23 protein-coding genes are annotated in these 24,415 nt (G+C 65.7%); 2 read left to right on the top strand and 21 right to left on the bottom strand.

All coding sequences use genetic code 11. The features are described from left to right. Nucleotide 1 precedes the first annotated feature (1 nt). Entirely contained in the window at nt 2–1,066 is a 1,065-nt protein-coding gene (gene cyoA / locus QTI24_RS08645; protein WP_286599752.1) for a ubiquinol oxidase subunit II, read from the bottom strand. A gap of 146 nt (nt 1,067–1,212) precedes the next feature. Here cyoA and QTI24_RS08650 point away from each other — a divergent pair, with 146 nt between their 5' ends. Next, on the top strand, nt 1,213–2,556 hold the full coding sequence (locus tag QTI24_RS08650; RefSeq protein WP_503011225.1) for an MFS transporter: 1,344 nt from the start codon (nt 1,213–1,215) through the stop codon (nt 2,554–2,556). A 19-nt stretch (nt 2,557–2,575) separates the two neighbouring features. Here QTI24_RS08650 and QTI24_RS08655 read toward each other — a convergent pair whose 3' ends face one another. Further along, entirely contained in the window at nt 2,576–3,130 is a 555-nt protein-coding gene (locus QTI24_RS08655; protein ID WP_286599755.1) for a DedA family protein, read from the bottom strand. A 68-nt stretch (nt 3,131–3,198) separates the two neighbouring features. Between QTI24_RS08655 and QTI24_RS08660 the strand changes: the two genes are divergently transcribed. Beyond that, the gene (locus tag QTI24_RS08660) at nt 3,199–6,000 is read left to right on the top strand and encodes an ATP-binding protein (RefSeq protein WP_286599756.1); all 2,802 of its coding nucleotides are present in this window, start codon (nt 3,199–3,201) and stop codon (nt 5,998–6,000) included. Here the strand turns inward: QTI24_RS08660 and QTI24_RS08665 are convergent. From QTI24_RS08665 to pheA, 19 genes are all read right to left on the bottom strand, one after another. Further along, entirely contained in the window at nt 5,994–6,401 is a 408-nt protein-coding gene (locus QTI24_RS08665) for a hypothetical protein (RefSeq protein ID WP_286599757.1), read from the bottom strand. The two genes, QTI24_RS08660 and QTI24_RS08665, sit on opposite strands and share 7 nt — an antisense overlap. Before the next feature lie 148 nt (nt 6,402–6,549). Next, a complete protein-coding gene (mnhG, locus tag QTI24_RS08670; RefSeq protein WP_286599758.1) occupies nt 6,550–6,924 on the bottom strand; it encodes a monovalent cation/H(+) antiporter subunit G in 375 nt (124 codons plus the stop codon). A gap of 16 nt (nt 6,925–6,940) precedes the next feature. Continuing rightward, a complete protein-coding gene (locus tag QTI24_RS08675) occupies nt 6,941–7,219 on the bottom strand; it encodes a K+/H+ antiporter subunit F (RefSeq protein WP_286567182.1) in 279 nt (92 codons plus the stop codon). Continuing rightward, nucleotides 7,216–7,707: a Na+/H+ antiporter subunit E gene (locus QTI24_RS08680; RefSeq protein ID WP_286599759.1), complete on the bottom strand. Its 492-nt coding sequence runs from the start codon at nt 7,705–7,707 to the stop codon at nt 7,216–7,218. The genes QTI24_RS08675 and QTI24_RS08680 overlap by 4 nt, the downstream gene beginning before the upstream one ends. Next, nucleotides 7,704–9,407, bottom strand: coding sequence for a monovalent cation/H+ antiporter subunit D (locus QTI24_RS08685; protein ID WP_503011226.1), 1,704 nt, complete (start codon nt 9,405–9,407; stop codon nt 7,704–7,706). Before QTI24_RS08685 ends, QTI24_RS08680 begins: the two co-directional genes overlap by 4 nt. Beyond that, nucleotides 9,404–9,757: a Na+/H+ antiporter subunit C gene (locus QTI24_RS08690; protein ID WP_286599762.1), complete on the bottom strand. Its 354-nt coding sequence runs from the start codon at nt 9,755–9,757 to the stop codon at nt 9,404–9,406. Before QTI24_RS08690 ends, QTI24_RS08685 begins: the two co-directional genes overlap by 4 nt. After that, complete coding sequence (locus QTI24_RS08695) at nt 9,757–12,699, bottom strand: monovalent cation/H+ antiporter subunit A (protein WP_286599763.1); 2,943 nt, start codon at nt 12,697–12,699, stop codon at nt 9,757–9,759. The genes QTI24_RS08690 and QTI24_RS08695 overlap by 1 nt, the downstream gene beginning before the upstream one ends. Before the next feature lie 40 nt (nt 12,700–12,739). After that, nucleotides 12,740–13,117: a fluoride efflux transporter CrcB gene (gene crcB / locus QTI24_RS08700; RefSeq protein WP_286599765.1), complete on the bottom strand. Its 378-nt coding sequence runs from the start codon at nt 13,115–13,117 to the stop codon at nt 12,740–12,742. Between the two features lie 28 nt (nt 13,118–13,145). Continuing rightward, nucleotides 13,146–14,459, bottom strand: a complete 1,314-nt coding sequence (locus QTI24_RS08705; RefSeq protein WP_286599767.1) for a TRAP transporter large permease — start codon at nt 14,457–14,459, stop codon at nt 13,146–13,148. Between the two features lie 10 nt (nt 14,460–14,469). Continuing rightward, complete coding sequence (locus tag QTI24_RS08710) at nt 14,470–15,003, bottom strand: TRAP transporter small permease (RefSeq protein ID WP_286599769.1); 534 nt, start codon at nt 15,001–15,003, stop codon at nt 14,470–14,472. Between the two features lie 3 nt (nt 15,004–15,006). After that, entirely contained in the window at nt 15,007–15,975 is a 969-nt protein-coding gene (locus QTI24_RS08715) for a TRAP transporter substrate-binding protein (RefSeq protein WP_286599771.1), read from the bottom strand. A 177-nt stretch (nt 15,976–16,152) separates the two neighbouring features. Beyond that, nucleotides 16,153–16,488 carry a ComEA family DNA-binding protein gene (locus QTI24_RS08720; RefSeq protein WP_286599772.1) on the bottom strand — a complete coding sequence of 112 codons (336 nt, stop codon included), beginning with the start codon at nt 16,486–16,488 and terminating at the stop codon, nt 16,153–16,155. A 126-nt stretch (nt 16,489–16,614) separates the two neighbouring features. After that, on the bottom strand, nt 16,615–17,799 hold the full coding sequence (gene lapB / locus QTI24_RS08725) for a lipopolysaccharide assembly protein LapB (protein ID WP_286599774.1): 1,185 nt from the start codon (nt 17,797–17,799) through the stop codon (nt 16,615–16,617). Then, nucleotides 17,789–18,106: a LapA family protein gene (locus QTI24_RS08730; protein ID WP_286599775.1), complete on the bottom strand. Its 318-nt coding sequence runs from the start codon at nt 18,104–18,106 to the stop codon at nt 17,789–17,791. The genes lapB and QTI24_RS08730 overlap by 11 nt, the downstream gene beginning before the upstream one ends. Nucleotides 18,107–18,162: 56 nt before the next feature. Further along, the gene (locus QTI24_RS08735; protein ID WP_286567171.1) at nt 18,163–18,480 is read right to left on the bottom strand and encodes an integration host factor subunit beta; all 318 of its coding nucleotides are present in this window, start codon (nt 18,478–18,480) and stop codon (nt 18,163–18,165) included. A 70-nt stretch (nt 18,481–18,550) separates the two neighbouring features. Then, a complete protein-coding gene (gene rpsA, locus QTI24_RS08740) occupies nt 18,551–20,236 on the bottom strand; it encodes a 30S ribosomal protein S1 (RefSeq protein ID WP_286599777.1) in 1,686 nt (561 codons plus the stop codon). A 159-nt stretch (nt 20,237–20,395) separates the two neighbouring features. Continuing rightward, nucleotides 20,396–22,390 carry a bifunctional 3-phosphoshikimate 1-carboxyvinyltransferase/cytidylate kinase gene (locus tag QTI24_RS08745; RefSeq protein ID WP_286599779.1) on the bottom strand — a complete coding sequence of 665 codons (1,995 nt, stop codon included), beginning with the start codon at nt 22,388–22,390 and terminating at the stop codon, nt 20,396–20,398. 2 nt (nt 22,391–22,392) lie between these two features. Next, nucleotides 22,393–23,271, bottom strand: coding sequence for a prephenate dehydrogenase (locus tag QTI24_RS08750; RefSeq protein WP_286599780.1), 879 nt, complete (start codon nt 23,269–23,271; stop codon nt 22,393–22,395). 9 nt (nt 23,272–23,280) lie between these two features. Then, nucleotides 23,281–24,399, bottom strand: a complete 1,119-nt coding sequence (gene pheA / locus QTI24_RS08755; RefSeq protein ID WP_286599781.1) for a prephenate dehydratase — start codon at nt 24,397–24,399, stop codon at nt 23,281–23,283. Between the last annotated feature and the right edge of the window lie 16 nt (nt 24,400–24,415).

The following is a 24,415-nucleotide window of genomic DNA, read 5'->3' on the forward strand; positions in this document are numbered from 1 at the left end:
TTTACTCTTGGATGCGAAGGTTGGTACGCGGAATGGACATGCCGGCGGGATCGTCGACCGTGCACATTGCCGTGACATAGGTTCGGATCGGAGAATTCTTCTGGTCAGCCTGCCAGGGCTTCGTCGTGATGTTGTAGGCACCGACTGCGCCGCCCACACCGCCATTCGCATCGATGGCCGCCATGTGCTTCACGCACATCTTGTTGCGGTCGACGCAGCGGTTGAGGATCGCGTCGTAGAGGTCGGGAGCGACGGTCCCGAATCGGCGCACCGGGTCGCGTTCGCTGGGGCGCTCGAGTTCCATGTAGCGCTCGCGCGTCAACTCGTCGCCGCCCGATTTGGCTTTTTGCACCCACTGGTCGAAGTCGGCGTTGGCCAGTCCGTGAAACTTGAAGCGCATGCCTGAAAAGCCTGCACCGCTGTAGTTGGCGGAAAAGCCCTCGAATTCGCCCGGCTCGTTGATGACGGCATTGAGCTTGGTCTCCATGGCGGGCATGGCGTAGATCTGCCCCGCCAGCGCCGGGATGAAGAACGAATTCATGACCGACGAAGCCGTGATCTTGAAGACGATCGGCCGGTCCACCGGCGCGGCCAGTTCGTTGACGGTGGCGATGCCTTGCTCGGGATAGATGAACAGCCACTTCCAGTCGAGCGCGACCACTTCGACGGTCAGGGGCTTGGTTCCTTCCGGCACGGGGCGTTGAACGTCGATGCGTCGCAGCGGCCGGTAGGGGTCCAGCGTGTGCGTGCTGATCCAGGTGATCGCGCCGAGGGCGATGATGATCAGCAGCGGCGCTGCCCAGATGGCCAGTTCCAGCTCGGTGGAGTGGTCCCAGTCCGGTGAATAGGTGGTTTGCTTGTTGGACTGCCGGTACTTCCATGAAAAGAAGACGATCAGTCCTATCACTGGCACGATGATCAGCAGCATCAGCACGGTGGAAATGACGATCAGGTTGCCCTGCTGGCGGGCGACGTCGCCGGACGCGTTCAGCACCACCGTGTTGCAGCCCGCCAACAGGGCGAGCGGGAGCAGGAGCAGTCCGCGAAGGTTCTTGAGGGGAGGCATGCCGAAGAATGAGCGTAGGGAGCGCAAAGAGACCACAATCTACTTGTTTTGGCCCGTGCCGGATATTGGACGTTTTGTCCTATGGCGGCAATCTTCATTCAGTGAGACGCTCGTCATGTACAGATGACACACGAACCACAGTAGAAATGATGATGTCCGGCATCAGTCCCTCCAGCACCGAATCCCCGCTGCACGAAACTCTCCACGAAGGCCCCGAGGGCGACGCGGATCATTCGCACGTCACCCCTTCGGAGATCGCCGTCGGCGTGGTCATCGGCCGCGCCTCCGAATACTTCGACTTCTTCGTCTACGGGATCGCTTCGGTCCTGGTCTTCCCGGCGGTGTTCTTCCCCTTCGAGAACCGCCTCGAAGGCACGCTCTTCGCCTTCACGATCTTCTCGTTCGCGTTCATCGCACGCCCCTTCGGCACCGTGATTTCGATGGCCGTCCAGCGCCGGTTCGGGCGGGAGGCCAAGCTGACGATCGCCTTGTTCCTGCTGGGCATTTCCACCGCCGGAATGGCCTTCCTGCCGGGCTATGCGAGCATGGGCTTTGCGTCCATCGTGCTGCTGTCGATCCTGCGCGTGGGGCAGGGCTTGGCGCTCGGCGGCTCGTGGGACGGCTTGCCTTCGCTGCTCGCACTCAACGCCCCGGCCAACCGCCGCGGCTGGTACGCGATGCTGGGGCAATTGGGAGCGCCGGTCGGCTTCTTCCTGGCCAGCGCGCTGTTCGCCTACCTCTACTCCAGCCTTTCGACCGAGGACTTCCTGGACTGGGGATGGCGTTACACCTTTTACGTTGCGTTTGCCATCAATGTGGTCGCGCTCTTCGCACGGCTGCGTCTGGTGTCCACCAATGAGTACGACCGCCTGCTCGAAGCGCGCGAACTGCAGCCGACCAACGTCGTCGAGTTGACGCGCTCGCAGGGCTACAACATCGTCATCGGCGCATTCGCAGCGCTGGCGAGCTATGCGCTGTTCCACCTGATCACCGTGTTCCCGCTGTCGTGGATCACGCTGTATTCGAATCAATCCATCACCGAATTCCTGGTGATCCAGATGATCGGTGCCGTCCTCGCGGCCATCGGCATCGTCGCTTCGGGCGTCATCGCCGACCGCGTCGGCCGGCGCCAGACGCTGGGCAGCCTCGCCGCGCTCATCGCGGTCTTCAGCGGATTCGCGCCGACCTTGCTCGACGGCGGCCGGCTCGGCCAGGACGTCTTCATCCTGCTGGGCTTCGTGCTGCTGGGGTTGTCCTACGGGCAGGCCGCAGGGGCCGTGACGGCCAACTTCGAGTCGAAGTACCGCTACACCGGCGCCGCGCTGACCTCCGACCTGGCCTGGCTGCTCGGCGCCGCTTTCGCGCCGCTGGTGGCCCTGGGCTTGTCCGCAAACTTCGGGCTGGGCTACGTGAGCCTCTACCTTTTGTCGGGCGCGGTCTGCACGCTCGTTGCGCTGCGAGTCAACCGCTCCCTCGAAATCCGCGATTGAACCGGTGCGGTGGCGCGGCTCAGCGCCGGGACCGCCACTGCCTGAGCAGCGCGATCGCCAGCGTGATGACCAGCGCCGCCACGATCAGATCATGCTCGTACGGTCGCAAGTGGCCGACCGCCGCGTGGATCCAGCTTGTGAGCTTCACGCCGAACAGGCTCACCACGGTCGCCCAGACGACTGCCGCCACCGCACCGAGCGCCGCATAGAGCGCCGCTGACATCCTGCCCATGCCCAGCGTGGCCGGCAGCGCGATGCGCAATCCCCACGCAAACCGCATGAGGAAGATCGTCGCGACAGGATGACGCGAAACGAACCCGTCGACACGTTCCATGTGGGCCCGGAGCTTTGGGCGGCTGGCCAGCAGGTCCACGCCCTTGCGGCGTCCGAGGTGGAAGTAGAACTGGTCGGTGACGAAGGCCGCCGCCGCCCCGCAGGCGATCAGCGGCACCAGCGAGAGATACCCTTGATGCACGGCAAAGGCGCCGAGCATGAGGATGGTCTCGCCCTCGAACAGGCCCGCGACGAAGACGGCGGCATAGCCATATTGCTGGAGCAGTTCCGAGAGATGCATGGACGCCATCATGCAGGCACGGACGCGTAAGGAAAGCGAAGCCTGGATGGATGTAGGCTGCGCATTCCATGACTGAAGTACTCATGCCGGCCATCGAAGGCGCCCTGCATTTCGGACCTTTCCGGCTGCTGCGCTCGCAAAAGCTGCTGCTCGAAGGAGACAAGCCGCTGCGCCTGGGCAGCCGCGCCTTCGACATCCTCACGGCCCTGGCCGAACAGGCCGGCGACGTCGTGAGCAAGGACGAACTCATCGCCCACGCATGGCCGGACACGATCGTGGAAGAAAACAGCCTGCGCGTGCACATTGCGGCGCTGAGACGGACGCTCGGCGACGGCCAGGATGGGCTGCGCTACATCGCCAACGTGCCGGGACGGGGCTACTGCTTCGTCGCACCGGTGTTCCGGCCTTCGAAGCGGGTCGTCGCGAGCGAATCCCCGGCGGCGGAGCGGCCGATTCACAACCTGCCCGTGCGCCTCACCCGAATGATCGGGCGCTCGCAGTTCGTCGAATCGCTGGCAGCCGCGTTGCCTCGACACCGTTTCGTCAGCGTCGTGGGGCCGGGTGGCATGGGCAAGACCACGCTCGCGCTCGCCGTGGCCGAGGACACGCTGGCGAGCTACGCGCACGGCGCGCGTTTCGTCGACCTCGCGCTGCTCGCGGATCCGCAACTCGTGCCGAGTGCGCTCGCCGCGGCGCTCGACGTCTCGGTTGCCATCCACGATCCGGTGGCCGGCCTGGTGACTCATCTGCAAGACAAGCGCCTGCTGATCGTGCTCGACAACTGCGAGCACGTGATCGAGGCCGCCGCCGCGCTTGCGGTGCGCGTGCTCAAGTCGGCGCCCGGCATTCACCTGCTGGCGACCAGCCGCGAACCGCTGCGCGCCGAGGGCGAACGGGTGGTCCGGCTCGCCTCGTTGGCCGCGCCCCCGGAATCGCCTCATCTGACCGCCGCAGCAGCCCTGGGTTACCCGGCCGTGCAGCTCTTTGTCGAACGCGCGGTTGCCACGCTGGACAGCTTCGAGCTCACCGATGCCGATGCGCCGCTGGCCGGTGAACTGTGCCGTCGACTCGACGGCCTTCCGCTGGCGATCGAACTCGCTGCGGCGCGCGTCGGATTCTTCGGCATCCGCGAACTGGTCGCGCGCCTGGACGACCGCTTTCGCCTGCTGACCAACGGACGCCGCACCGTGCTTGCACGACACCAGACCCTGCGTGCCTTGCTCGACTGGAGCTACGAACTGCTGTCCGACAGCGAGCGCGTCACACTTCGGCGCCTCGCCGTGTTCAAGGGCGGCTTCACCTTGGAGTCGGCCGGTGCGGTCGCGGTGGACAGTACCTTCGGCGTCGTCGACGTGCTGGGCGATCTCACCGCGCTGGCCGCCAAGTCGCTCGTGACGGTCGATGTGAACGACGAGGTCACCCGCTACCGGCTGCTCGACACGACGCGTACCTACGCGCTGGAGAAGCTGGTGCGCAGCGACGAGGGTCCGAAGATCTGCCGCAGGCATGCCGAGCATCTCTGTGAATTGCTCGGCGCCACGAACGTCGATGCGCCGGCGACGGTGCGCTCGCAATGGCTGGCGACCTATGGCCGCTTGATCGACGAGGTGCGCGCCGCCCTGGACTGGGCGTTCTCGTTCGCCGGCGATCCCGCGCTCGGCGTGCGATTGACGGAAGCGTCGACGTCGCTCGCGTACCAGCTGTCGCTGCTCGACGAGTACCGCGTTCGCGTCGAGCGGGCGCTCGGCGACATTGCGTCCCTCGAAACGCCGCAACCGCTGGTGGAACTCCGGCTGCATGTCGCTCTCGGCGCCTTCGCGGGACAGACGCGCGGCGCGCATGACGTGGCGAGGCGGGCCTTCAGGCGCGCCTTCGAACTCGCGGAGCAGACGGGCCAGACGCAGCACCGGATCGAATCGCTCTTCGGCTTGTGGGTCGGCGCGTTCGCGACCGGAGAGTACGCCGAGTCCCTTCGCCTCGCCGAGGCCATGGCTGCCGAAGCGAAGGTCGATGCCGACGCGGTCGCCGCGTTGATCGCCGACAGGATGACGGCGCAGTCGCAACACAGCCTGGGCCATCACGCGGTGGCGCGCGATCTCGCCGAACGCGTGCTGGACCGTTCCCTGGAGCAGCTTCAGTTCGTGAAGAGCAAGCTGCCGTCGGTCGATCGCCGCGTGTCGATGCGCATCATCCTGGCGCGCGTCCAGTGGATCGAGGGCTATCCGGAACAGGCCGCCAGCACGGCAGCCGAGGCCTTTGAACTCGCGCTGTCGGACGTGGCCTTCGGCGTGTGCCACGCGTTGGGCTGGGCGGCATGTCCGGTGGCCTTGTGGACGGGAGACATTGTTGCCGCGCGGGGCCTGACGCAGACCTTGCGCGAGCAGTCCACCAAGTACGCGCTCGAATACTGGCAATCATGGGCACGCAACTACGAACGCGTGCTGTCGCAGCAAGTTCCGCTCGTGTCGCCGTCAGACCCCAAGCAGTCGGACATGTTCGGTACGCTCGTGGCGGCGGAGGTCGGTGCGGCGAGCATCGCGCGTGTGGAGAACGGCACGGTCGGTTGGTGTGCGCCGGAGATCCTTCGCGCTCACGGGGAAAACCTGAAGGCGCGCGGTGTCGTCGCCGGCGAAGTGGAGTCGCTCTTTCAGAGATCGATGGAACTGGCGCGCCGCCAGGGCGCCTTGTCATGGGAGCTGCGCAGCGCCACCAGTCTCGGCCGCCTGTGGGAGGAGCAGGGGCGCGTGGCCCCTGCGCGCAAGTTGTTGAGATCGGTGAGGACGCGCTTCACCGAAGGCTTCGCCACGGCGGACCTGCGGGCCGCCGATGCATTGCTGGCGCAGTGGGCTTCGCCCCGACCGGGTCAGTAACTCGTCTCGCCCTTGGACTTGATCTGGCCGGACTTGTTGGCCTGCGCGGCCGCGGTCCTGCGCGTCTTGCGGGCCGATGAGCGGTCGGCGCCCGAGACCTTCGGCTCGGCGTGAGGTATGGGATCGCCTTCGCCCAGCTGCGGACCCTTGGCCGCTTCGGCGCCGACAGCCTTGCGTGAGCTGCGCGCAGCGGAACGTTCCTGGGCAGAGGTCTTGGGCTTGGCGGCGGGGATCGGTTGGCCTTCGCCAATTTGCGGGCCGCGTGCGGCTTCGGACCCTTCCTTCTTGCGCTCGGCGCGGGCCGCGGCCTTGTCGTCGACACCTATGGCTTGAGCGTGCGCGCTGATGGCGAGCATCTGGCCGATGGCCATGGCAAGGGACAGGGCAAGAATCTTCTTCATTCAAATCTCCAGAAAACCTTCATCGAAGGGACATCCCATGATCCTCTTTCGTGCCCCACATGCCAATTGCCCTTGGGGGCAGTAGCGGCTATCCCTACCGGCCAGTGAGATGAGCGCGGCATCGCGCAGGTCGAGCGCCTGGCGGAGCCTACGGAGTGCGATCGGCAGGCGGTGCCCGATCGGGCGAGGGAACGTCGCCGCCCTTCTGGCGTTCGCGAAACAGCGCGGCGCGCATCAGGAAGATGGTGGTGACCGGCGCGGTCAGCGCGACGAAGAGCGCGATGAGCGTCGCGTGCAGGAAAAGGCTGCCGCCCTGCACGGAGAAGTAGACGATGGTGGCGAGCGTGATGCACCACACGCCGACCGTTGCACCGAGCGTGGGTGCGTGGATGCGGCGGAAAAAGGTGGGGAGACGGATCAGTCCGAACGAGCCGATGGCGGCGAACGCGGCGCCGAGCACGGCGAACACGGCCGTCAGGATCTCCGCCCAGAGCGGCAGCGGGCCCATGATGAAATCCGTCATGGCGTCGCTCCCTGGATCATTCGATCACCTCGCCCCGCAGCAGGAATTTCGCCAGGGCGGTCGAGCCGACGAAGCCGAACAGCGCAATCAGCATCGCGGCTTCGAAGTAGACGTTGCTCGCGTACACGATGCCGAGGACCAGCATCATCAGCATGCCGTTGATGTAGAGACAGTCCAGCGCCATCACGCGGTCCTGGGCGGTGGGGCCGATGAGCAGGCGCGCGACGGCGCACAGCATCGCCACCGCCAGCAGGAACAGCGCGAGCTTGAGCGCCCAGAAGAGAACTGGCGTCATGATTCGAAAATCTCCATCAGCGGGCGCTCGTAGCGCGACTTGATCATGGCGATGAAGGCCTGCTCGTCGTCCTCGTTGAACACGTGGATCAGCAGGCTCGAACGGTCGAACGAAATCTCGCCCCATGCGGTGCCGGGTGTGAGGCAGAGAATCATCGCGAGCACCGCCAGCGCGTTGGGGTCGCGCATCTCCAGTGGCACGCGCACGAAGTGCGGCTCCATCCGGGCGCTACGCCGCGTGAGCAGCAGGCGAGCCACCGTCAGCGCCGAATGCACCAAGTCGAAGACGATCACGCCGGAGAGTCGCAGCGCGAGGCCCGGCCGGCGCATCTTCGCCGTGGCGGGACGCAGGGACTGGGTCAGGAGCGGCACCGCGAAGGCAAGGATGGCGGCGAGCAGGAGCGTGGCCGCATCCATCGACTGGTTCAGCAGCAGCCAGACCACGAAGAGGCCCAGCGACAACGGCGGGGAGGGGATCCAGCGCTTCATTTCGCAGCCTCCGGTTTCGCAGCAGGGCTGGGCACCTGCCGGGCGCCCAGTACGGCGTTGCGGTAGGCGGTCGGCGAGTGCAGGCCCTCCGCGGTGGCGATGGCATGCTGCATCACGGGCCCTGCTTCCCAGGTCAGCGCGAAGCAGGCTGCCAGCAGCGCAGCAACCGGGAGCACTTCGAGCGCAGGGAGCGCTGGCATGGTGGCGTGCACCTGTGTCCAGAAATGACGAATCCCGGTGCGTCCCAGGGCGAGCAGCGTGAAGAAGCCCGAAACGAGCAGCAGCGCCAGGAAGGTCCAGGCGGCCGGTGTGATGCGTTCGGCGCCGAACATGCCCGACAACATCGCGAACTTGCCGACGAAGCCGGACAGCGGCGGCAGGCCCGTGAGCAACAGCGTGCAGCCGACGAAGCTGAGGCCGAGAAATGCCACTCCGGCAGGTATGGCGCGTCCGTAGAGGGCTTGCGCGTCGTCGTCGAGGTTCACGTCGTCCAGCCGGCTGAGGTCTTCCGACAGGAAGGGCGCACCGCCCGCCGCCTCGTGCGGGGCAATGCTCAAGCCGGCGTTGCGCCAGCGCTCGATCATGTCGATCAACAGGAAGAAGGCGCTTGCCGCCAGTGTCGAACTCAGCAGGTAGTAGAGCGCTCCGGCCCACATGGCCGGCTGGCCGAACCCTATGGCCGCCAGCAAGGTACCGGCCGAGACCAGCACACTGAAGCCGGCAAGGTTCGAGAGCCGCTGCGTCCCGAGGATGCCGAGCGCGCCGACGAACAGCGTAGCGAGCCCTACCGTGACCAGTACACCCTGGCCGAATTGCGCGGAAGCGCCGGTGTCGGGCGCGAAGAGGACGGTCCACAGGCGAAGCACGGTGTAGATGCCCAGCTTGGTCAGCAGCGCGAAGACGGCGCCTACCGGCGACACGGCGGCGCTGTAGGCCGGCACCAGCCAGAAGTTGAGTGGCCACGCCCCGGCCTTGGCGAAGAAGGCTGTCGCGAGGATGGCGGCGGCGGCGTGCACCAGTCCACGATCGGCCGGTGCGAGTTGCGCGATGCGCACTCCGAGGTCGGCCATGTTGAGCGTGCCGGTCACACCGTAGAGCAGCGCGGCGCCGATCAGGAACAGCGACGACGCGGCCAGGTTGATCACCAGGTAGTGCAGGCCGGCCTGCACGCGCAAGCGCCCGGAGCCGTGCAGCAGCAAGCCATAGGACGCGGCCAGCATCACCTCGAAGAAGACGAACAAGTTGAACAGGTCGCCGGTCAGGAAGGCGCCGTTGAGGCCCATGAGCTGGAGTTGCAGCAGCGGGTGGAAATGCACGCCCGCCCGGTCCCAGCGCGAAGTCGAATAGATGGATGCCGCAAATGCCACCACACCGGTGAGCGCGACCATCATCGTCGACAGCCGGTCGGCCACCAGCACGATGCCGAAGGGCGCACGCCAGTTGCCGGGCAGGTAGACCCCGATCGAGCCGGGCCCGCTGCCGGTGTCCGCGGCATTGACCCAGCGCAGCAGCGCGAGCGCGGCGAGAAGGCCGATGAGGCCCGACGCCACGCTCAGGGCCGACTTGGTACGGCGGCGCTGCTCGCCGAGCATCAGCATCAACGCGGCCGTCAGCATCGGCACCAGGATCGGCACGGCGATCAGGTGCGGCATGCTGAAGTCGAGCAGCTGGTCGAGCAGGCGGAAGAGCTGGGTCATCATTCCTGCTGCCCCCGCCGTTCCTCGCCGTCCACGTGGTCGGTGCCGGTGAGACCGCGCGAGGCCAGCAGCACGACCAGGAACAGTGCCGTCATCGCGAAGCCGATCACGATCGCCGTGAGCACCAGCGCCTGAGGCATCGGATCTGCCGTATTGGCCAGCGTGGCCGTGAAGCCGGGAATCAGCACCGGCTCGCTGTCGATTTTGAGACGGCCCATGCTAAAGATGAAAAGATTGACCGCGTAGGAGATCAGCGTCAGGCCCATGATCACCTGGAAGGTACGCGGACGCAGCAACAGGAACACGCCAGAACCGGTGAGTACGCCGATAGCGATGGCAAGGACGATTTCCATCAGGCCGCGCCCTCCGTTTCGGCCGCGATACGCGCGGCTTCTTTTTCGGCCTGCTCGTCGACCCAGCGATGGCTGCGGATCGACTGGTGGGCCAGCGACGTAAGGATCAGCATGGTCGCGCCGAGGACCAGCGCGAACACGCCCATGTCGAAGAACAGCGCGCTGGGCACGTGCACCTCGCCGAGCCGCGGCAGATGCAGGTGCGCCGTGTGCGTCGTGAGGAAGGGGTAGCCGAGCACCACCGCGCCGCCGCCCGTGGCAAGCGCGAGCATCAGCCCGACCGCGATCCAGCGTCGCGGATAGATGCGCAGGTGCTCCTCGACCCACTCGGTGCCCGAGACGATGAACTGGAGTACCAGCGCCACCGACATCACGAGCCCGGCGACGAAGCCGCCCCCTGGCTGGTTGTGGCCGCGCATGAAGAAATAGACCGACACCAGCACCGACAGCGGCAGCAGCAGCCGGACCAGCACGGCAGGCACCATGAGATAGCCCACGGCGGTGTCCTTGGCGCGGCGCGGATTGAGCAAGTCGCTGCTGCCGTCATCGGGCTGCACGCGTTGCTGTGGCGGCAGCGCCATCGATTCGGGCGCCGGGCGGAAGCGTCGCAGCAGCGCATACACCGTGAGCGCGACGACACCGAGCACGGTGATCTCGCCCAAGGTGTCGAAGCCGCGGAAGTCGACCAGCATGACGTTGACCACGTTGGTTCCGCCGCCCAGGGACAGGGCGTTGTCCAGGAAGAAAGGAGAGATGCTCTGCGGGAAGGGTCGCGTCATCACCGTCCACGCGATCGCGGCCATGCCGGCGCCGGCCGCGATGGCGACGATCAGGTCGCGCCCGCGCCGGCCCCAGGGCCGCAGCATCGCTCGGATCGGTTCCGGCTTGGCGGTGCGCATCGGGAGCCAGCGGAGTCCGAGCAGGATCAGTACCGTCGTCACTGCCTCCACCACCAGCTGCGTGAGCGCGAGGTCGGGCGCCGAGAACCAGATGTAGGTGATGCAGCACACCAGTCCGGCGGCGGACGCCAGCATCAGCGAAGCGAGGCGGTGGAACTTGGCCTGCCATGCCGCGCTGACGGCGCAGACGCAGCCGATGAGCCAGGTCATCGCGAACATCGGCGAGAAGGGGAGCAACTCGCGGGAGCCGCGCGCGGCTGGCGTGAACCAGAGCGATGCACCCGCGCCCGCCAGCGCGACCGCGACGAGCAGCAGCAATTGCGTCTGCAGGCGCCGCGTGCCGAGCAGGCGACGGCTGCGGCGACCGGCTTCGCTAAGCCGCGCGAGAGCGTTCTCGAAAATGCGCTGGCCGTCGAGGCCGTGCATGAGGGGCGTGGATTCGAGCGCGCCGCGCTCGCGACCTCGGCGTTGCAGCAGATAGAGCGCTGCCCCGCCCGCCAGCGCAACGAGGCTCATCAGCAGCGGCAGGTTGAAGCCGTGCCACACCGCCAGGCTGTACACCGGCAACTCGCCGCCGACGACCGGCGTCGCGGCCGTGGCGAGGAACGCGCCCACCGACCACGCCGGCGCCACGCCGACCACCAGGCAGATCAACACGAGCAGTTCCACCGGCACGCGCATCCAGTGCGGCGGCTCGTGCGGCTGCTTCGGCACGTCAGGGGGGGCGCACGGTGGGCCGAAGAACACGTCGAACACGAAGCGCGCCGAATACGCGACGCTGAAGATGCCCGCAATCGTCGCGATGACAGGCAGGCTTCTATTGACCCAGGGTGTCGACTGGATGAAGACGGTCTCGGCGAAGAACATCTCCTTGGACAGGAAGCCGTTGAGCAGCGGCACGCCCGCCATCGACGCGCTCGCGATGATGGCCAGCGTGCCGGTGATCGGCATCAGCTTGAGCAGCCCACTGAGCTTGCGGATGTCGCGCGTGCCGCTTTCATGGTCGATGATGCCCGCCGCCATGAAGAGCGATGCCTTGAAGGTCGCGTGGTTCATGATGTGGAACACCGCAGCGACGGCCGCCAGCGGACTGTTGAGCCCGAGCAGCAAGGTGATGAGCCCGAGATGCGAGATGGTCGAGTAGGCGAGCAGCGCCTTGAGGTCGCGCTGGAACATCGCCACGTAGCCGCCGAGCAGCAAGGTGATGGCGCCGGCGCCGCCCACCATCCAGAACCACTGCTCGGTGCCGGAGAGCACGGGCCACAGGCGCGCCATCAGAAACACGCCGAGCTTCACCATCGTGGCCGAATGCAGGTAGGCCGACACCGGTGTGGGCGCGGCCATGGCGCGTGGGAGCCAGAAATGGAAGGGGAACTGCGCACTCTTGGTAAAGGCGCCGAGCAGCACCAGCACCAGCACGACAGGGTAGAGCCGATGCGCGCGGATCAGGTCGCCCGAGGCCAGCACGACGTCGAGTTCGTAGGTGCCGACGATGCGGCCCAGCACGAGCACGCCCGCCAGCAGGCACAGGCCACCCGCGCCGGTGACAGCGAGCGCCATGCTGGCGCCGCGCCGCGCATCGCGCCGGTGGTGCCAGTAGCCGATCAGCAGAAAAGAAAACAGGCTGGTGAGCTCCCAGAACAACACCATCTGCACCAGGTTGCCCGAGAGCGCCACGCCCATCATCGCGCCCATGAATGCGAGAAGGAACGAGAAGAAGCGCGGCACCGGATCCGACGCCGACATGTAGTAGCGCGCATAGAGCACCACCAGCGCGCCGATGCCCAGCACCAGCATGCAGAACAACCATGCGAAGCCGTCCATGCGGAATGAGAGATCGAGGCCAAGCGCAGGCAGCCACTCGATCTCCTGCCGGATCACGTTGCCATGGGCGACCTGCGGAAAAAACCATGCGGCCTGGACTGCGCAGCCCAGTGCAACCAACCCCGCCAGTGTCGATTCCCGGTTGCGCGCGTTCGACGGCAGCAGAGCCGCGAGCACGCTGGCAATGAAGGGAAGCGCGACGAGAAATACGAGGGGCATTGCGATCGATTCTATCGACCGACCATTGCACCGAACTCGTTCAGCCGATGAAGTGCTGCACCGTCCGGAAGCCCAGCCACGTCAGCAGAAGCGAGCCGCCCAGATGCAGGGCCACGGTGCCGAGCGCGAGGCCGGGACGTCCGCCCACGATCATGCCGACGACTTCGGCCGAGAAGCTGGAGAAGGTGGTCAGCGAGCCCAGGAAGCCGGTGACCACGATGAGGCGCCATGCGGGATCGATGTCGGGCAATGCGGTGAATCCTGCGATCGCGAGGCCGACAAGATAGCCGCCGATGAGGTTCACCGCGAGCGTTCCCCATGGCAACAGGCCGCCCGGGTTGAGCCACATCGCGAATCCCCAGCGCAGCAGTGCACCGATGCAGGCGGAGACGCAAATGACGACGACATTCAACAGCATCAGACGATTATCTTCAGCCGGACGCCTGCTACTTCTCTGCGCCCATCACCACGTCGGGCAGGATTGTCACGATGCTCGGGAACACCGTGATGCAGACGATGCAGAGCACCAGGCAGAAGAAGAAAGGAATCGCCGCCTTGGCGATCACGTTGCTGTCCTTGCCCGTCATGTTCTGCAGCACGAAAAGGTTGAAGCCGACCGGCGGTGTGACCTCTGCGATCTCGACCAGCAGCACGATGAAGATGCCGAACCACACCAGGTCGAAGCCGGCCTTCTGGATCATCGGAAGCACCACCGCGCTGGTCAAAACGATCATCGAGATGCCGTCGAGCGCCGTGCCGAGCACGAGGTACACCACGACGAGCGCACCGATCAGCGCGTAGGGCGAAAGGTGCATGCTGTCGACCCACTCGGCCAGTTCGCGCGGGATGCCGGTGAAGGCCATGGTCTTGGTCAGGAAGGCGGCGCCAGCCAGGATGAACATGATCATGCAGCTGGTGCGCGTGGCGCCCATGATCCCGTCCTTGAAGTTCCGCCACGTGAGGCTCTTGCCCCAGGCCGCGATGGCCAGGGAGCCCAGCACGCCGAAGGCCGCGCATTCCGTGGCCGTGGCCCAACCTGCGACCAGCACCCAGACGATGAAGATGATCAACAGTGCACAGGGGATCAGGTTGCCCGACAGGCGGATCTTCTCCATGAAGCTGGTCGGCGGATCGGCCGGTGGCACCTGGTCGGGATGGCGCAGGCTCCACCACCCGATGTACCCCGAGAACAGCACCATCAACAGCAGCCCTGGCAGGAAGCCTGCCAGGAAGATGCGGATGATCGACGCATCGGCCGCCACCGCGTAGACCACCATCGTGATCGAAGGGGGGATCAGGATGCCCAGCGTGCCGGCGGTGGCGAGCGAGCCGATGGCGAGCTTCTCGTTGTAGCCGCGGCGCACAAGTTCAGGCAGCGCGACTTTCGCGATGGTGGCGCAAGTCGCGGCGGACGATCCGGACACCGAGCCGAACACGCCGCAGCCGAGGATCGTGGTGTGCATCAGCCGCCCGGGCACGCGGTTGAGCCAGGGACGCAGGCCCTCGAACATTTCTTCGCTCAGCTTGGTGCGAAACAGGATCTCGCCCATCCAGATGAAGAGCGGCAGCGCGGCCAGCTCCCAGGAAGCGTTCGATTCCCAAAAGGAAGAAAAAAGGTTCTTGGCCGGCAGCGTGTTGGTGAAGAAGGCCTGGCCGACCCAGCCGACGATGGCCAGGGTCATCGCGATCCAGACACCGCCGGCCAGCAGCACGAGCATGATGGCGAGCAGCAGCGCGCCCATCAAAAGGGTTTCGAGCATTGCTTGCCTTCTAGACGTCGGAGGAAAAATCGCCTGCGGCGTGGCGCTCTTCGACTGCGCGCTGGTAGCTGGGCTTCTCGCCGCGCACGACGCCCACGAGCTCGTCGATCATCGCGATCAGCAGTAGCCAACAGCCCAGCACGAAGGTCGATTGCGGAATCCAGATCGGAATGACGACGAGGCCGGTAGCCATCTCCGCGAACTCGTAACTCTCCCAGGTGAAGCTGGTGGCCGAGTAGGCGAGGTAGGTCACGGCGATCGCGGCAATCAGAAGGCAGGTGACGTCGAGCGCACGCCGAAGCTTGGGCGAAACGACGTCGAGCAGCAGCGTCACGCGGACGAAGTCACCGTGCCGGAAGGCGTGGGCCATCGCGAAGAACGCAGCCGCGGCACAGAGCCAGGCCACCACGTCGTTGAGCCCGCTCACGTGCCAGTTCACCTGCCGGCCGACGCCCGCGACGATCATGAGCACGAAGATCAGGAACACGCAGAACGCGGCGAGCGCACCCGCGCCGTCATAGAGACGGTCGAGGAAGCGGCGCATCGATTACTTCTTCTTGAAGGCGTCGACGATGGCTGCGCCATCCGCGCCGGCGGCCTTCAGCCAGTCGGCCTGCATGATCCCACCGACCTGGCGCATGTCGGCGTCGAGCTTGGGCGAGGGCTTGTGGATCTTCATGCCTCGCTCGGCGAGGAGGCGCTTGTACTCGTCGTTCTTCTCTTGCGCGACTTTCCAGCCGCGTGCCTCTGCGTCGGCAGCGGCCTTGGTGACGGCAGCCTTCGTGGCGGGGTCGAGCGCGTCGAACGCCTTGAGGTTCACGAGCACCGCGTTCTTCGGGATCCACGCCTGCGTGTCGTAGAAGTTCTTGATGCTTTCGTAGGTCTTGGTGTCATAGCCGGTGGAGCCGGAGCTCATGTAGCTTTCGATCACTCCGGTCGCCATCGCGGCGCTGAGTTCGGCCTGCTGGATCTGCACCGGCTGCGCGCCGATCAGTTCAGCGATCTTGGCCGTCGCCGGGCTGTACGCGCGCCACTTGATGCCGCGCAGGTCGGCCACCGAGCCGATCTCTTTCTTCGAATAGATGCCCTGTGGGGCCCACGGGACCATGAACAGGACCTTGATCCCTTGGGCTGCGAGCAGCTTCTCCATGGCGGGCTTCGAAGCGTCGTAGAGCTTCTTCGCTTCAGGATAGGTGGTTGCCAGAAACGGCACGCCATCGAGCGCGTAAATCGGGTTCTCGTTGGCAAAGTTGGCCAGGAGGATCTCGCCGGCCTGGGCCTGGCCGCTCTGCACGGCACGCTTGATCTCGGGAGCCTTGAAGAGCGAGGCGTTGGCATGCACCGTGACCTTCAGCTTGCCGGCCGTTGCCGCATCGACATCTTTCGCGAACTGCGCGATGTTCTCGGTGTGGTAGTTGGTGGCGGGATAGGCGGTGGGCAGGTCCCACTTGGCCTGCGCGAAGGCGGCTGCGCCGAGGGTCAGGCCAACGATTGCAATGCCGAACTTGTGATTCATGGGCTCTCCAGAACGTGCGAAAGTAAAAAGGCGACGGGGAGCATACGTGCAAATATCGGGCCATCGCTCGGGCATTTCCCTGCCATGGCCCAGGCCCGAATCGCATGCGATCGAAGCGAAAAGGCCGCCCGTGGGGCGGCCTTCGAATCAGCGCGGCGCACCGCGCAATATGCGGGCTTAAGGCTTGACGGCGGGCTTGTCGGCCTTCCTCGACTCGTTCCTGGCGACCTTGGCCGTTGCGGGCGCATTGCCAAAGCTCTGGCCGTTGACCGTGAGGCCCTCGGCCGACAGCTTGGTCGCGGCTTTTTCCTTCACGCCCTTCACGCGGCTCATGAAGTCGGGCCAGTCCTTGAACTCACCTTGCTTGCGCGCCTCGACGATGCGCTTGGAGAGCGCGGGCCCGACGCCCCTGAGCGAATCGAGCTCCGCGTCCGACGCCTTGTTGGCATCGACGGCCGCCCAGGATGCGACAGCAAACAACATGGCCGTGATGGCCACGATCTTTTTCAGCATACAAACTCCCTGACATTGTTTTGTGAGAAACGCCGGAGCGTTCCACCAGGCGCCTCGTGCGCACTGGCGCCGAAAATGATAGCGGCGACGCCGTCGCGTGCAAGCTGGCCAACTTGCCGGACGCGGTCAGAGTTCCTCGACTCTTCGGGGAGGGTAGCTGTCCCAGGCCTGGCAGCCCGGGCAATGCCAGAAATACTGATGGGCCTCGAAGCCGCATGCAGCGCAGCGATAGCGCATGAGCGGTCGGGTGGCCTGGTCGAGCGAGCGCTGCACCTGCGGATGAAACTGCTCGTGCTCGAAGCGCTCGCCGCTGAGCCAGCGCGATGCGGCCACCAGGGAGGGGTGGTGCGCGAGATGAGCGATGTACCCGTCGCGCGGCTCCAGCATGACGTCTGCCGTGGATTGCGCGTCGTCGGGCAAGGCCGGCGTGCCACCCAGCGCGATGATCGCTTCAAGCACGTCGATCGAGGGGGATGCGACGTACCGGCGTTGCAGCAGAGCCAGCGCTTCGCCGGAACGCTGCGAAGCGACGGCAGCCTGTTGCAGCATGGCGGCGTAGAGCGGCAGCGCCAGTGGCGCGTTCTCGCTGAGCGCTTCGAGCGTGTCGAAGGCGGCGGCGGAATCGCCGTTTCGCAACTGAAGGGTGGCTGTCTCGATGGCCGGCCGTGGCGCGTGCGGTGCCAGCGCCACGGCTTCCCGCAGCGATACCGCTGCGGCATCGAGATCGCCCGCTGCCACGCGTTCGGTGGCCTGTTCGCAGAGATGGTGGGCCCGGCGCGCGCTGTAGCTGGCCTGCTCGGATTCGTCGAGCTTCTGCGCTACCGCGGCGGCTTGGGCCCATTCGCGCGAACGCTCGTAGATGGCGAGCAGCGACAGCCTGGCCTCGTTCTCGTAGCGCGTGCCCTCGAGCTTTTGCAGTGCGGCTTCCGCGCGATCGAGCAGACCGGCGCGCAGGAAGTCCTGCGCCAGTGCGTGCTGCGCGCGGTCGCGGTCGGCGCGGCTCAGGTCGCCGCGCCCCAGCAGATGTTCGTGCACGCGCACGGCGCGCTGGTATTCACCACGGCGGCGGAACAGGTTGCCGAGCGCGAAGTGCAGTTCCTGCGTGTCGGGGTCGTTCTGCACCGCTTCGATGAAGGCGTCGATGGCCTGGTCCTGCTGCTCGTTCAGCAGGAAGTTGAGCCCGCGGAAATAGGCCTTCGGGGCTTGGCGGTTCTCGATCTTCAGTTGCCGGAGGTCGAAGCGCGATGCGAGCCAGCCGAGGACGAAGGCGATAGGAAGGCCGAGGAGCAACCAGCTGAGATCAAAGTCCATGTTGGCGTACGGCGGGTAGGTCGGTGGTGACGACAGGCTGGGCGGGCGTCGTGGCGGTGGTTCCGGTCGGCGTCGGGGTGGTGGGCAACTGGGCTGCCGCGCTGCGATGCTTCCACCAGCCCGGCAGCATGCCGAGGGCGCCGACCACGAGTCCGCCCGCAAAGGCTGCGAGGACCACGAGCACGAGCGGGGCGCGCCAGGAGGTGCCGAAGAAGAAGTAGACAGTGGCGTCGTGCTGGTTGTTCAGCGCGAAGGCGAAGAGGGTAAAAAAAATGGCTGCCTTAAGCAGCCACAGGAGGTATTTCATGCGCGTCCCCGTTGGCGGGGGAATTCTATGCCCGCCTGTCGCGGACCCCAATCGCCTCAGCCGCGTTTCTGTTTCGCGGCGTCGAGCTCGACGGTTCGTGCATCGACCGCTTCGCGCAGGGCCTTGCCCGGCTTGAAGTGCGGCACACGCTTCTCCGGAATCTGCACGCTCTCGCCTGAGCGCGGATTGCGCCCGATGCGCGGAGGGCGCCGGTTCACGGTGAAACTTCCGAATCCACGGATCTCGATCCGGTGCCCGCGCACCAGCGCGTCGCTCATCGCGTCAAGAATGGTCTTGACGGCGTATTCGGCATCGCGGTGTGTCAGCTGCGCGAAGCGCGCTGCGAGTTCTTCGACAAGGTCGGAGCGGGTCATGGCAAGAAAAAACGGAGACGAAAAAAAAGGACAGAGCGGAGCATGCGCCCACTCTGTCCCCGGACGCAGCTTACTTGTCGCTGTTGTCCAGCTTTGCGCGTAGCAGGGCGCCGAGGCTGGTCGTGCCCGCGTTTTCGCGTGCCGACTGCTGGCTCAGGCTGGCCATGGCGCCTTGTTCGTCGACCATGTCCTTCTGCTTGATCGACAGCTGGATGTTGCGGGTCTTGCGATCCACATTGACCACCACGGCCGTGACTTCGTCGCCTTCCTTGAGCACGTTGCGTGCATCTTCCACGCGGTCGCGGGAGATTTCGCTGGCGCGCAGGTAGCCGATGATGTCTTCGCCGAGGTCGATTTCAGCGCCGCGGGCGTCCACAGTCTTGACCTTGCCGGTGACGATCTGGCCCTTGTCGTTCACGGTCGTGAACGTCGTGAACGGATCGCTATCGAGCTGCTTGATGCCGAGGCTGATGCGCTCGCGGTCGACGTCGACGGCCAGCACGATCGCTTCGACTTCTTGGCCCTTCTTGTAGTTGCGAACGGCGGTTTCGCCGGCTTCGTTCCACGAGAGGTCGGACAGGTGAACCAGGCCGTCGATGCCGGCAGCCAGACCCACGAACACGCCGAAGTCGGTGATCGACTTGATCGGGCCCTTGACGCGGTCGCCGCGCTTGGTGTTCTGCGCGAACTCTTGCCACGGGTTTGCCTTGCACTGCTTCATGCCCAGGCTGATGCGGCGCTTGTCTTCGTCGATTTCGAGGACCATGACTTCGACTTCATCGCCCAGCGAGACGATCTTGTTCGGAGCGATGTTCTTGTTGGTCCAGTCCATTTCGGAGACGTGCACCAGGCCTTCGATGCCGGGTTCGAGTTCGACGAACGCGCCGTAGTCGGCGATGTTCGTGACCTTGCCGAACAGGCGGGTCGACTGTGGGTAGCGGCGCGAAACGCCCATCCACGGGTCGTCGCCCATTTGCTTGAGACCCAGCGAGACACGGTTCTTCTCAGTGTCGAACTTGAGGATCTTGGCGGTGATTTCCTGGCCAGCCTGAACCACTTCGCTCGGGTGGCGAACACGGCGCCATGCCATGTCGGTGATGTGCAGCAGACCGTCGATGCCGCCGAGGTCGACGAACGCACCGTATTCGGTGATGTTCTTGACGACGCCGCGCACGACTGCGCCTTCCTTCAGGGTTTCCATCAGCTTGGCGCGTTCTTCGCCCATGCTGGCTTCGACCACGGCGCGGCGCGAGAGCACCACGTTGTTGCGCTTGCGGTCGAGCTTGATGACCTTGAATTCGAGGGTCTTGTTCTCGTAGGGGGTCAGGTCCTTGATGGGACGCGTGTCGATCAGCGAACCCGGCAGGAATGCGCGGATGCCGTTGACCAGGACGGTGAGACCGCCCTTGACCTTGCCGCTCGTCGTGCCGGTGACGAAGTCGCCGGATTCGAGGGCCTTCTCGAGCGCGAGCCACGAAGCCAGACGCTTGGCGGTGTCGCGCGAGAGGATGGTGTCGCCGTAGCCGTTTTCAACGCTGCCGATGGCAACGGAAACGAAATCGCCGGCCTGGACTTCGAGCTCGCCCTTGTCGTTCTTGAACTCTTCGATCGGCACGTAGGCTTCGGACTTGAGGCCTGCGTTGACCACGACGTGGTTGTGTTCGACACGCACGACTTCGGCGGTGATGACCTCGCCGGTGCGCATTTCGGAACGCTTCAGGGATTCTTCGAATAGGTCGGCAAAAGATTCAGACATTGTGTTTTCCTTCCGTCACGCAGGGTTTGCAGACGCACCATTGCGGCTGACTTGTATCTGGAGACGGCGGTTGTTTGGGCTTGGGGCCCGGTTGAGGTTGAACAACCAGCAGGCCGGTGCGCTGTCGCGCGGCGGGGACCTGCTGGACCGAAACGCCGATCAAGAAGACTCGAAAGGCTGTACTTGCTGCCACCAGTCCAGCACCTGTTCGACCGATTGCTCGACCGAAAGGAAGGAGTTGTCCAGGAGGCGGGCGTCAGGCGCCGGCTTGAGTGGCGCGACGCTGCGGGACGAATCCCGGAGGTCACGCGCTTCCAGGTCGGCGCGAAGGGTATCAATTGTAGTCGAAATACCCTTTGAAATCAATTGCTTATAGCGCCGTTCGGCCCGGTGAGCGGCGCTGGCGGTGAGGAAAACCTTGAGCTTGGCGTCGGGAAAGACCACCGTGCCCATGTCGCGGCCATCGGCCACCAGGCCCGGCAGGCGACGGAAGCTTCTTTGCAGCGCCAGCAAGGCGGTGCGAACGGCGGGCAGCGCCGATACGCGGGAGGCATCCATGCCGGCGGCCTCGCTGCGGATCGCGTCGCTCACGTCTTCGCCGGCCAGCAGGACGCTGCCTTCACTGAAGCCCAAGGGCAAGGTACGGGCGAGTTCGGCGATCCGGGCCTCGTGCTCGGCGGTGGCATCCAGGCCGCTGCGACGCATGGCAAGGCCGGTGACGCGGTAGAGCGAACCCGAGTCCAGGTAGTGGTATCCGAGGCGGCGTGCCACTTCGACGGTGAGCGTCCCCTTGCCGGACGCGGTCGGGCCGTCAATGCAGATCACCGGCACTTCGACGGCACTGGCCACCGAGAACAAGGTTTCGAAGTAGTCGGGGAAGGTCTTGGCGACGCAGTGCGGATCCAGAATGCGCACCGCCACGCCGGCCGGATTGAACGCTGCCAGCGAGAAGCACATCGCCACCCGGTGGTCGTCGTAGGTGCGGATGCTTGCTGCGCGCCAATCCGCCGGGGCCAGCGGATGAACGCGGATGAAGTCCGGGCCGTCCTCGACCGTGGCACCGAGCTTGCGCAACTCGTTCGCCATGGCATCGATGCGATCGGTTTCCTTCACGCGCCAGCTCGCGATGTTGCGCAGGGTGCTGGGGCCGTCCGCGTAGAGCGCCATCACGGCCAGGGTCATGGCTGCGTCGGGAATGTGATTCGCGTCGATGTCGATCGATTTGAGCGGCCATATCCCCCGCGAAATCTCGAGCCAGTTCGGTCCGCTTTCGACGCGGGCGCCCATTTGGCGGGCGGCCTCGACGAAGCGGATGTCGCCCTGGATCGAGTCGGCGCCGACGCCTTCGATCCGGATTCCCGAACCGTGGGCAATGGCGCCGAACGCGATGAAGTAGCTCGCCGACGACGCGTCGGCCTCGACGTGAATCTCTCCGGGCGAGCGGTACTCGCTGCCCGCCGGAATTGTGAATCGCTGCCAGCCATCCCGCTTCACGACGATGCCGAAGCGCGCGAGCAGGTTGAGCGTGATCTCGATGTAAGGCTTGGATATGAGTTCGCCGACCACCTCGATCACGATGTCCCGGCGTGCCGCGAGAGGCAGGGCCAGCAGCAGCGCGGTCAAGAACTGGCTGGACACATCACCGCGTACGCGGATCGGTGCATCGAGTTGGAGCGAATCGAGCGCGACGGGATGAATCCGCAGTGGGGGATAGCCCGGGTTGCCGAGATAGTCGATGTGGCAGCCAAGCTGGGTCAGCGCATCGACGAGGTCACCGATCGGACGCTCGTGCATGCGAGGCACGCCGCGCAGTTCGAAATCGCCTCCCAGAAGCGCCAGTGCGGCGGTAAGCGGGCGCATCGCCGTACCGGCGTTGCCCAGGAACAGCGAGGCCTCAGGTGTGCGGAGCTTGCCGCCGAGCCCTTCGATGCGCAGGGTGTTGTCGGACCGGTCGATGCCGCAGCCGAGCGCGGCCAGCGCATCCAGCATGACCCGTGTGTCGTCCGAGTCGAGCAGATCGCGCACCGTCGTCGTGCCGCTGGCGAGCGCCGCCAACAGCAGCACTCGGTTGGAGATGCTCTTGGAGCCTGGCAGGCGGACGGTGCCGGCTGCCGCTGCGAGCGGCGGAATATCGAGGAAGGGGGTCGAGAACATCGTCAGTCGGGCGAAGCCGCCGCGCCCGGCTGCCATTGCGCACGAGTGCGGCTCGCCGCGGCGATGGCGTCCTCGAGAGCTTGCGCATTGCCCGACGCCACCATGGCTTCAAGTTGCGTCAGTGCGTCGCGAAACGCCTGCGACTGGAGCAGCACTTGTTCGCGATTGGCGAGCAGGACGTCGCGCCACATGGCCGGATCGCTGGCCGCGATGCGCGTGAAGTCGCGAAAGCCGGGGCCGGCCAGCTCCAGGAAGCGTTCGCCCTGTGGCTGCGCGGCAATGGCATTGGTGAAAGCGAAGGCGAGCAGGTGGGGCAAGTGGCTGACGGCGGCGAAGGCGCTGTCATGCGCCTCGTAGGTCATCGTCACCACCTTGGCGCCGATGCCGGTCCAGACCTGCGTGGCCCGCTGGACGTTGGAGCGCAACGTGGCCTTGATCGGCGTGAGCACCACCTGGCGTCCGGTGTAGAGGCCGGCATCGGCATGCTCGACACCGGCGACTTCCTTGCCGGCGATGGGATGCGCCGGAACAAATGCACCGAGCTGGTCCTGCAGTCCGCGGCGCGCGGCCTCGATCACGTCGCCCTTGGTCGATCCCACGTCCATCACCAGCATCTGCTCGGTGATGCCGTGGCGGATCGCCTTGAATGTCTGTTCGGAGGCGCCGACCGGCACGGCGATCAGGACCAGATCGGCCCCCGACACCGCGAGCAGGGCCGAAGGCGCGGCCACGTCGATCACGCCCAACTGCTTGGCGCGCTCGGTGGTGGAAGGCGACTTGCTGTAGCCGACCACGCGCTTGACCAGACGGGCGCGCTTGAGTGCCAGGGCGAAAGATCCGCCCATCAATCCGCAGCCGATCAGACCCAACTGTTCGAACATCGCTGGGCCTCAGGCGGTGACGGGATAGGCGCCGATGACCTTGTAGAACGCGCAAAGCTTGCGCAGTTCGGCCAGCGCGGCAGCCACGTTGGGCTGCGAGGGATGCCCGTCCAGGTCGATGTAGAAGTAGTACTCCCACTGGCCAGTGCGCGCGGGGCGCGACTCGAAGCGGGTCATCGAGACGTTGTTGTTCTTGAGCGGCACCAGCAGGTCATGGACCGCGCCGGGGCGATTGGGCACCGACACGACGAGGCTGGTGCAGTCCTTGCCGGACGAGGGTGGCATCGCGAGGGTCTGCGGCAGGCAAATGACGGCAAAGCGGGTGCGGTTGTACGAGTCGTCCTGGATCGCATGCGCCACGATGTGCAGTCCGAAGCGCGTGGCGGCGCGTTCGCTAGCGAGCGCGGCCCAGGCGGGATTGCCGGCTGCGAGCCGGGCGCCTTCGGCATTGCTGGAGACTGCACGGCGTTCCGCGTGCGGGAGATGCTTGGAAAGCCAGGTCTGGCACTGGGCGAGCGCTTGTGGATGGGCGAGGACCGCCTCGATGCCTTCGAGTTCATTGCTGGTGCGCAGCAAATGATGCCGCACCAGCAAGCTGACTTCGCCGACGACGTGAGTGGGCGAGTGCAGGAACAGGTCGAGCGAGCGGGTGACGACGCCCTCGGTGGAATTCTCGACGCCGACCACGCCGTATTGAGCACTCCCTGCGGCGGTAGCGTGGAAGACTTCGTCGAAGCTCGCGCAGTAGATGAGGTCGGCGGCGCCGCCGAAGTACTCGACGGCGGCCTGTTCGCAGAACGTGCCTTCGGGGCCCAGCACGGCCACCCGCTGGGGCGACTCCAGCGCGAGGCAGGCCGACATGATCTCTCGCCAGATGGCCGCCACGTGCAGGTCCTTGAGCGGACCGCCGTTGCTCTGCTGCATCTTTTCGATGACTTGCGCGACCCGATCTGGGCGGAAGAAGGGCGTGCCTTCGCGCTTCTTGACCTCGCCGACCTGCTCGGCGACATGCGCGCGCCGGTTCAGGAGATCGAGAAGTTGCTGGTCGAGCGAGTCGATCTGCACTCGCAGATCGGCAAGGCTGGAGGAGATGTCAGGGGTGGAGGGCTGGGGGGCGGGTGCGGTCATCGTTGAGGTGCGCAGC

Source organism: Variovorax sp. J22P240 (assembly GCF_030316855.1).
GTDB lineage: Bacteria > Pseudomonadota > Gammaproteobacteria > Burkholderiales > Burkholderiaceae_C > Variovorax.

Excerpts from the sequence above, each read along its gene's own strand:
- cyoA (WP_286599752.1), bottom strand. The coding sequence starts at position 1,066 with ATGCCTCCCCTCAAGAACCTTCGCGGACTGCTCCTGCTCCCGCTCGCC.
- QTI24_RS08650 (WP_503011225.1), top strand. The coding sequence starts at position 1,213 with ATGATGATGTCCGGCATCAGTCCCTCCAGCACCGAATCCCCGCTGCAC.
- QTI24_RS08655 (WP_286599755.1), bottom strand. The coding sequence starts at position 3,130 with ATGCATCTCTCGGAACTGCTCCAGCAATATGGCTATGCCGCCGTCTTC.
- QTI24_RS08660 (WP_286599756.1), top strand. The coding sequence starts at position 3,199 with ATGACTGAAGTACTCATGCCGGCCATCGAAGGCGCCCTGCATTTCGGA.
- QTI24_RS08665 (WP_286599757.1), bottom strand. The coding sequence starts at position 6,401 with ATGAAGAAGATTCTTGCCCTGTCCCTTGCCATGGCCATCGGCCAGATG.
- mnhG (WP_286599758.1), bottom strand. The coding sequence starts at position 6,924 with ATGACGGATTTCATCATGGGCCCGCTGCCGCTCTGGGCGGAGATCCTG.
- QTI24_RS08675 (WP_286567182.1), bottom strand. The coding sequence starts at position 7,219 with ATGACGCCAGTTCTCTTCTGGGCGCTCAAGCTCGCGCTGTTCCTGCTG.
- QTI24_RS08680 (WP_286599759.1), bottom strand. The coding sequence starts at position 7,707 with ATGAAGCGCTGGATCCCCTCCCCGCCGTTGTCGCTGGGCCTCTTCGTG.
- QTI24_RS08685 (WP_503011226.1), bottom strand. The coding sequence starts at position 9,407 with ATGATGACCCAGCTCTTCCGCCTGCTCGACCAGCTGCTCGACTTCAGC.
- QTI24_RS08690 (WP_286599762.1), bottom strand. The coding sequence starts at position 9,757 with ATGGAAATCGTCCTTGCCATCGCTATCGGCGTACTCACCGGTTCTGGC.
- QTI24_RS08695 (WP_286599763.1), bottom strand. The coding sequence starts at position 12,699 with ATGCCCCTCGTATTTCTCGTCGCGCTTCCCTTCATTGCCAGCGTGCTC.
- crcB (WP_286599765.1), bottom strand. The coding sequence starts at position 13,117 with ATGCTGTTGAATGTCGTCGTCATTTGCGTCTCCGCCTGCATCGGTGCA.
- QTI24_RS08705 (WP_286599767.1), bottom strand. The coding sequence starts at position 14,459 with ATGCTCGAAACCCTTTTGATGGGCGCGCTGCTGCTCGCCATCATGCTC.
- QTI24_RS08710 (WP_286599769.1), bottom strand. The coding sequence starts at position 15,003 with ATGCGCCGCTTCCTCGACCGTCTCTATGACGGCGCGGGTGCGCTCGCC.
- QTI24_RS08715 (WP_286599771.1), bottom strand. The coding sequence starts at position 15,975 with ATGAATCACAAGTTCGGCATTGCAATCGTTGGCCTGACCCTCGGCGCA.
- QTI24_RS08720 (WP_286599772.1), bottom strand. The coding sequence starts at position 16,488 with ATGCTGAAAAAGATCGTGGCCATCACGGCCATGTTGTTTGCTGTCGCA.
- lapB (WP_286599774.1), bottom strand. The coding sequence starts at position 17,799 with ATGGACTTTGATCTCAGCTGGTTGCTCCTCGGCCTTCCTATCGCCTTC.
- QTI24_RS08730 (WP_286599775.1), bottom strand. The coding sequence starts at position 18,106 with ATGAAATACCTCCTGTGGCTGCTTAAGGCAGCCATTTTTTTTACCCTC.
- QTI24_RS08735 (WP_286567171.1), bottom strand. The coding sequence starts at position 18,480 with ATGACCCGCTCCGACCTTGTCGAAGAACTCGCAGCGCGCTTCGCGCAG.
- rpsA (WP_286599777.1), bottom strand. The coding sequence starts at position 20,236 with ATGTCTGAATCTTTTGCCGACCTATTCGAAGAATCCCTGAAGCGTTCC.
- QTI24_RS08745 (WP_286599779.1), bottom strand. The coding sequence starts at position 22,390 with ATGTTCTCGACCCCCTTCCTCGATATTCCGCCGCTCGCAGCGGCAGCC.
- QTI24_RS08750 (WP_286599780.1), bottom strand. The coding sequence starts at position 23,271 with ATGTTCGAACAGTTGGGTCTGATCGGCTGCGGATTGATGGGCGGATCT.
- pheA (WP_286599781.1), bottom strand. The coding sequence starts at position 24,399 with ATGACCGCACCCGCCCCCCAGCCCTCCACCCCTGACATCTCCTCCAGC.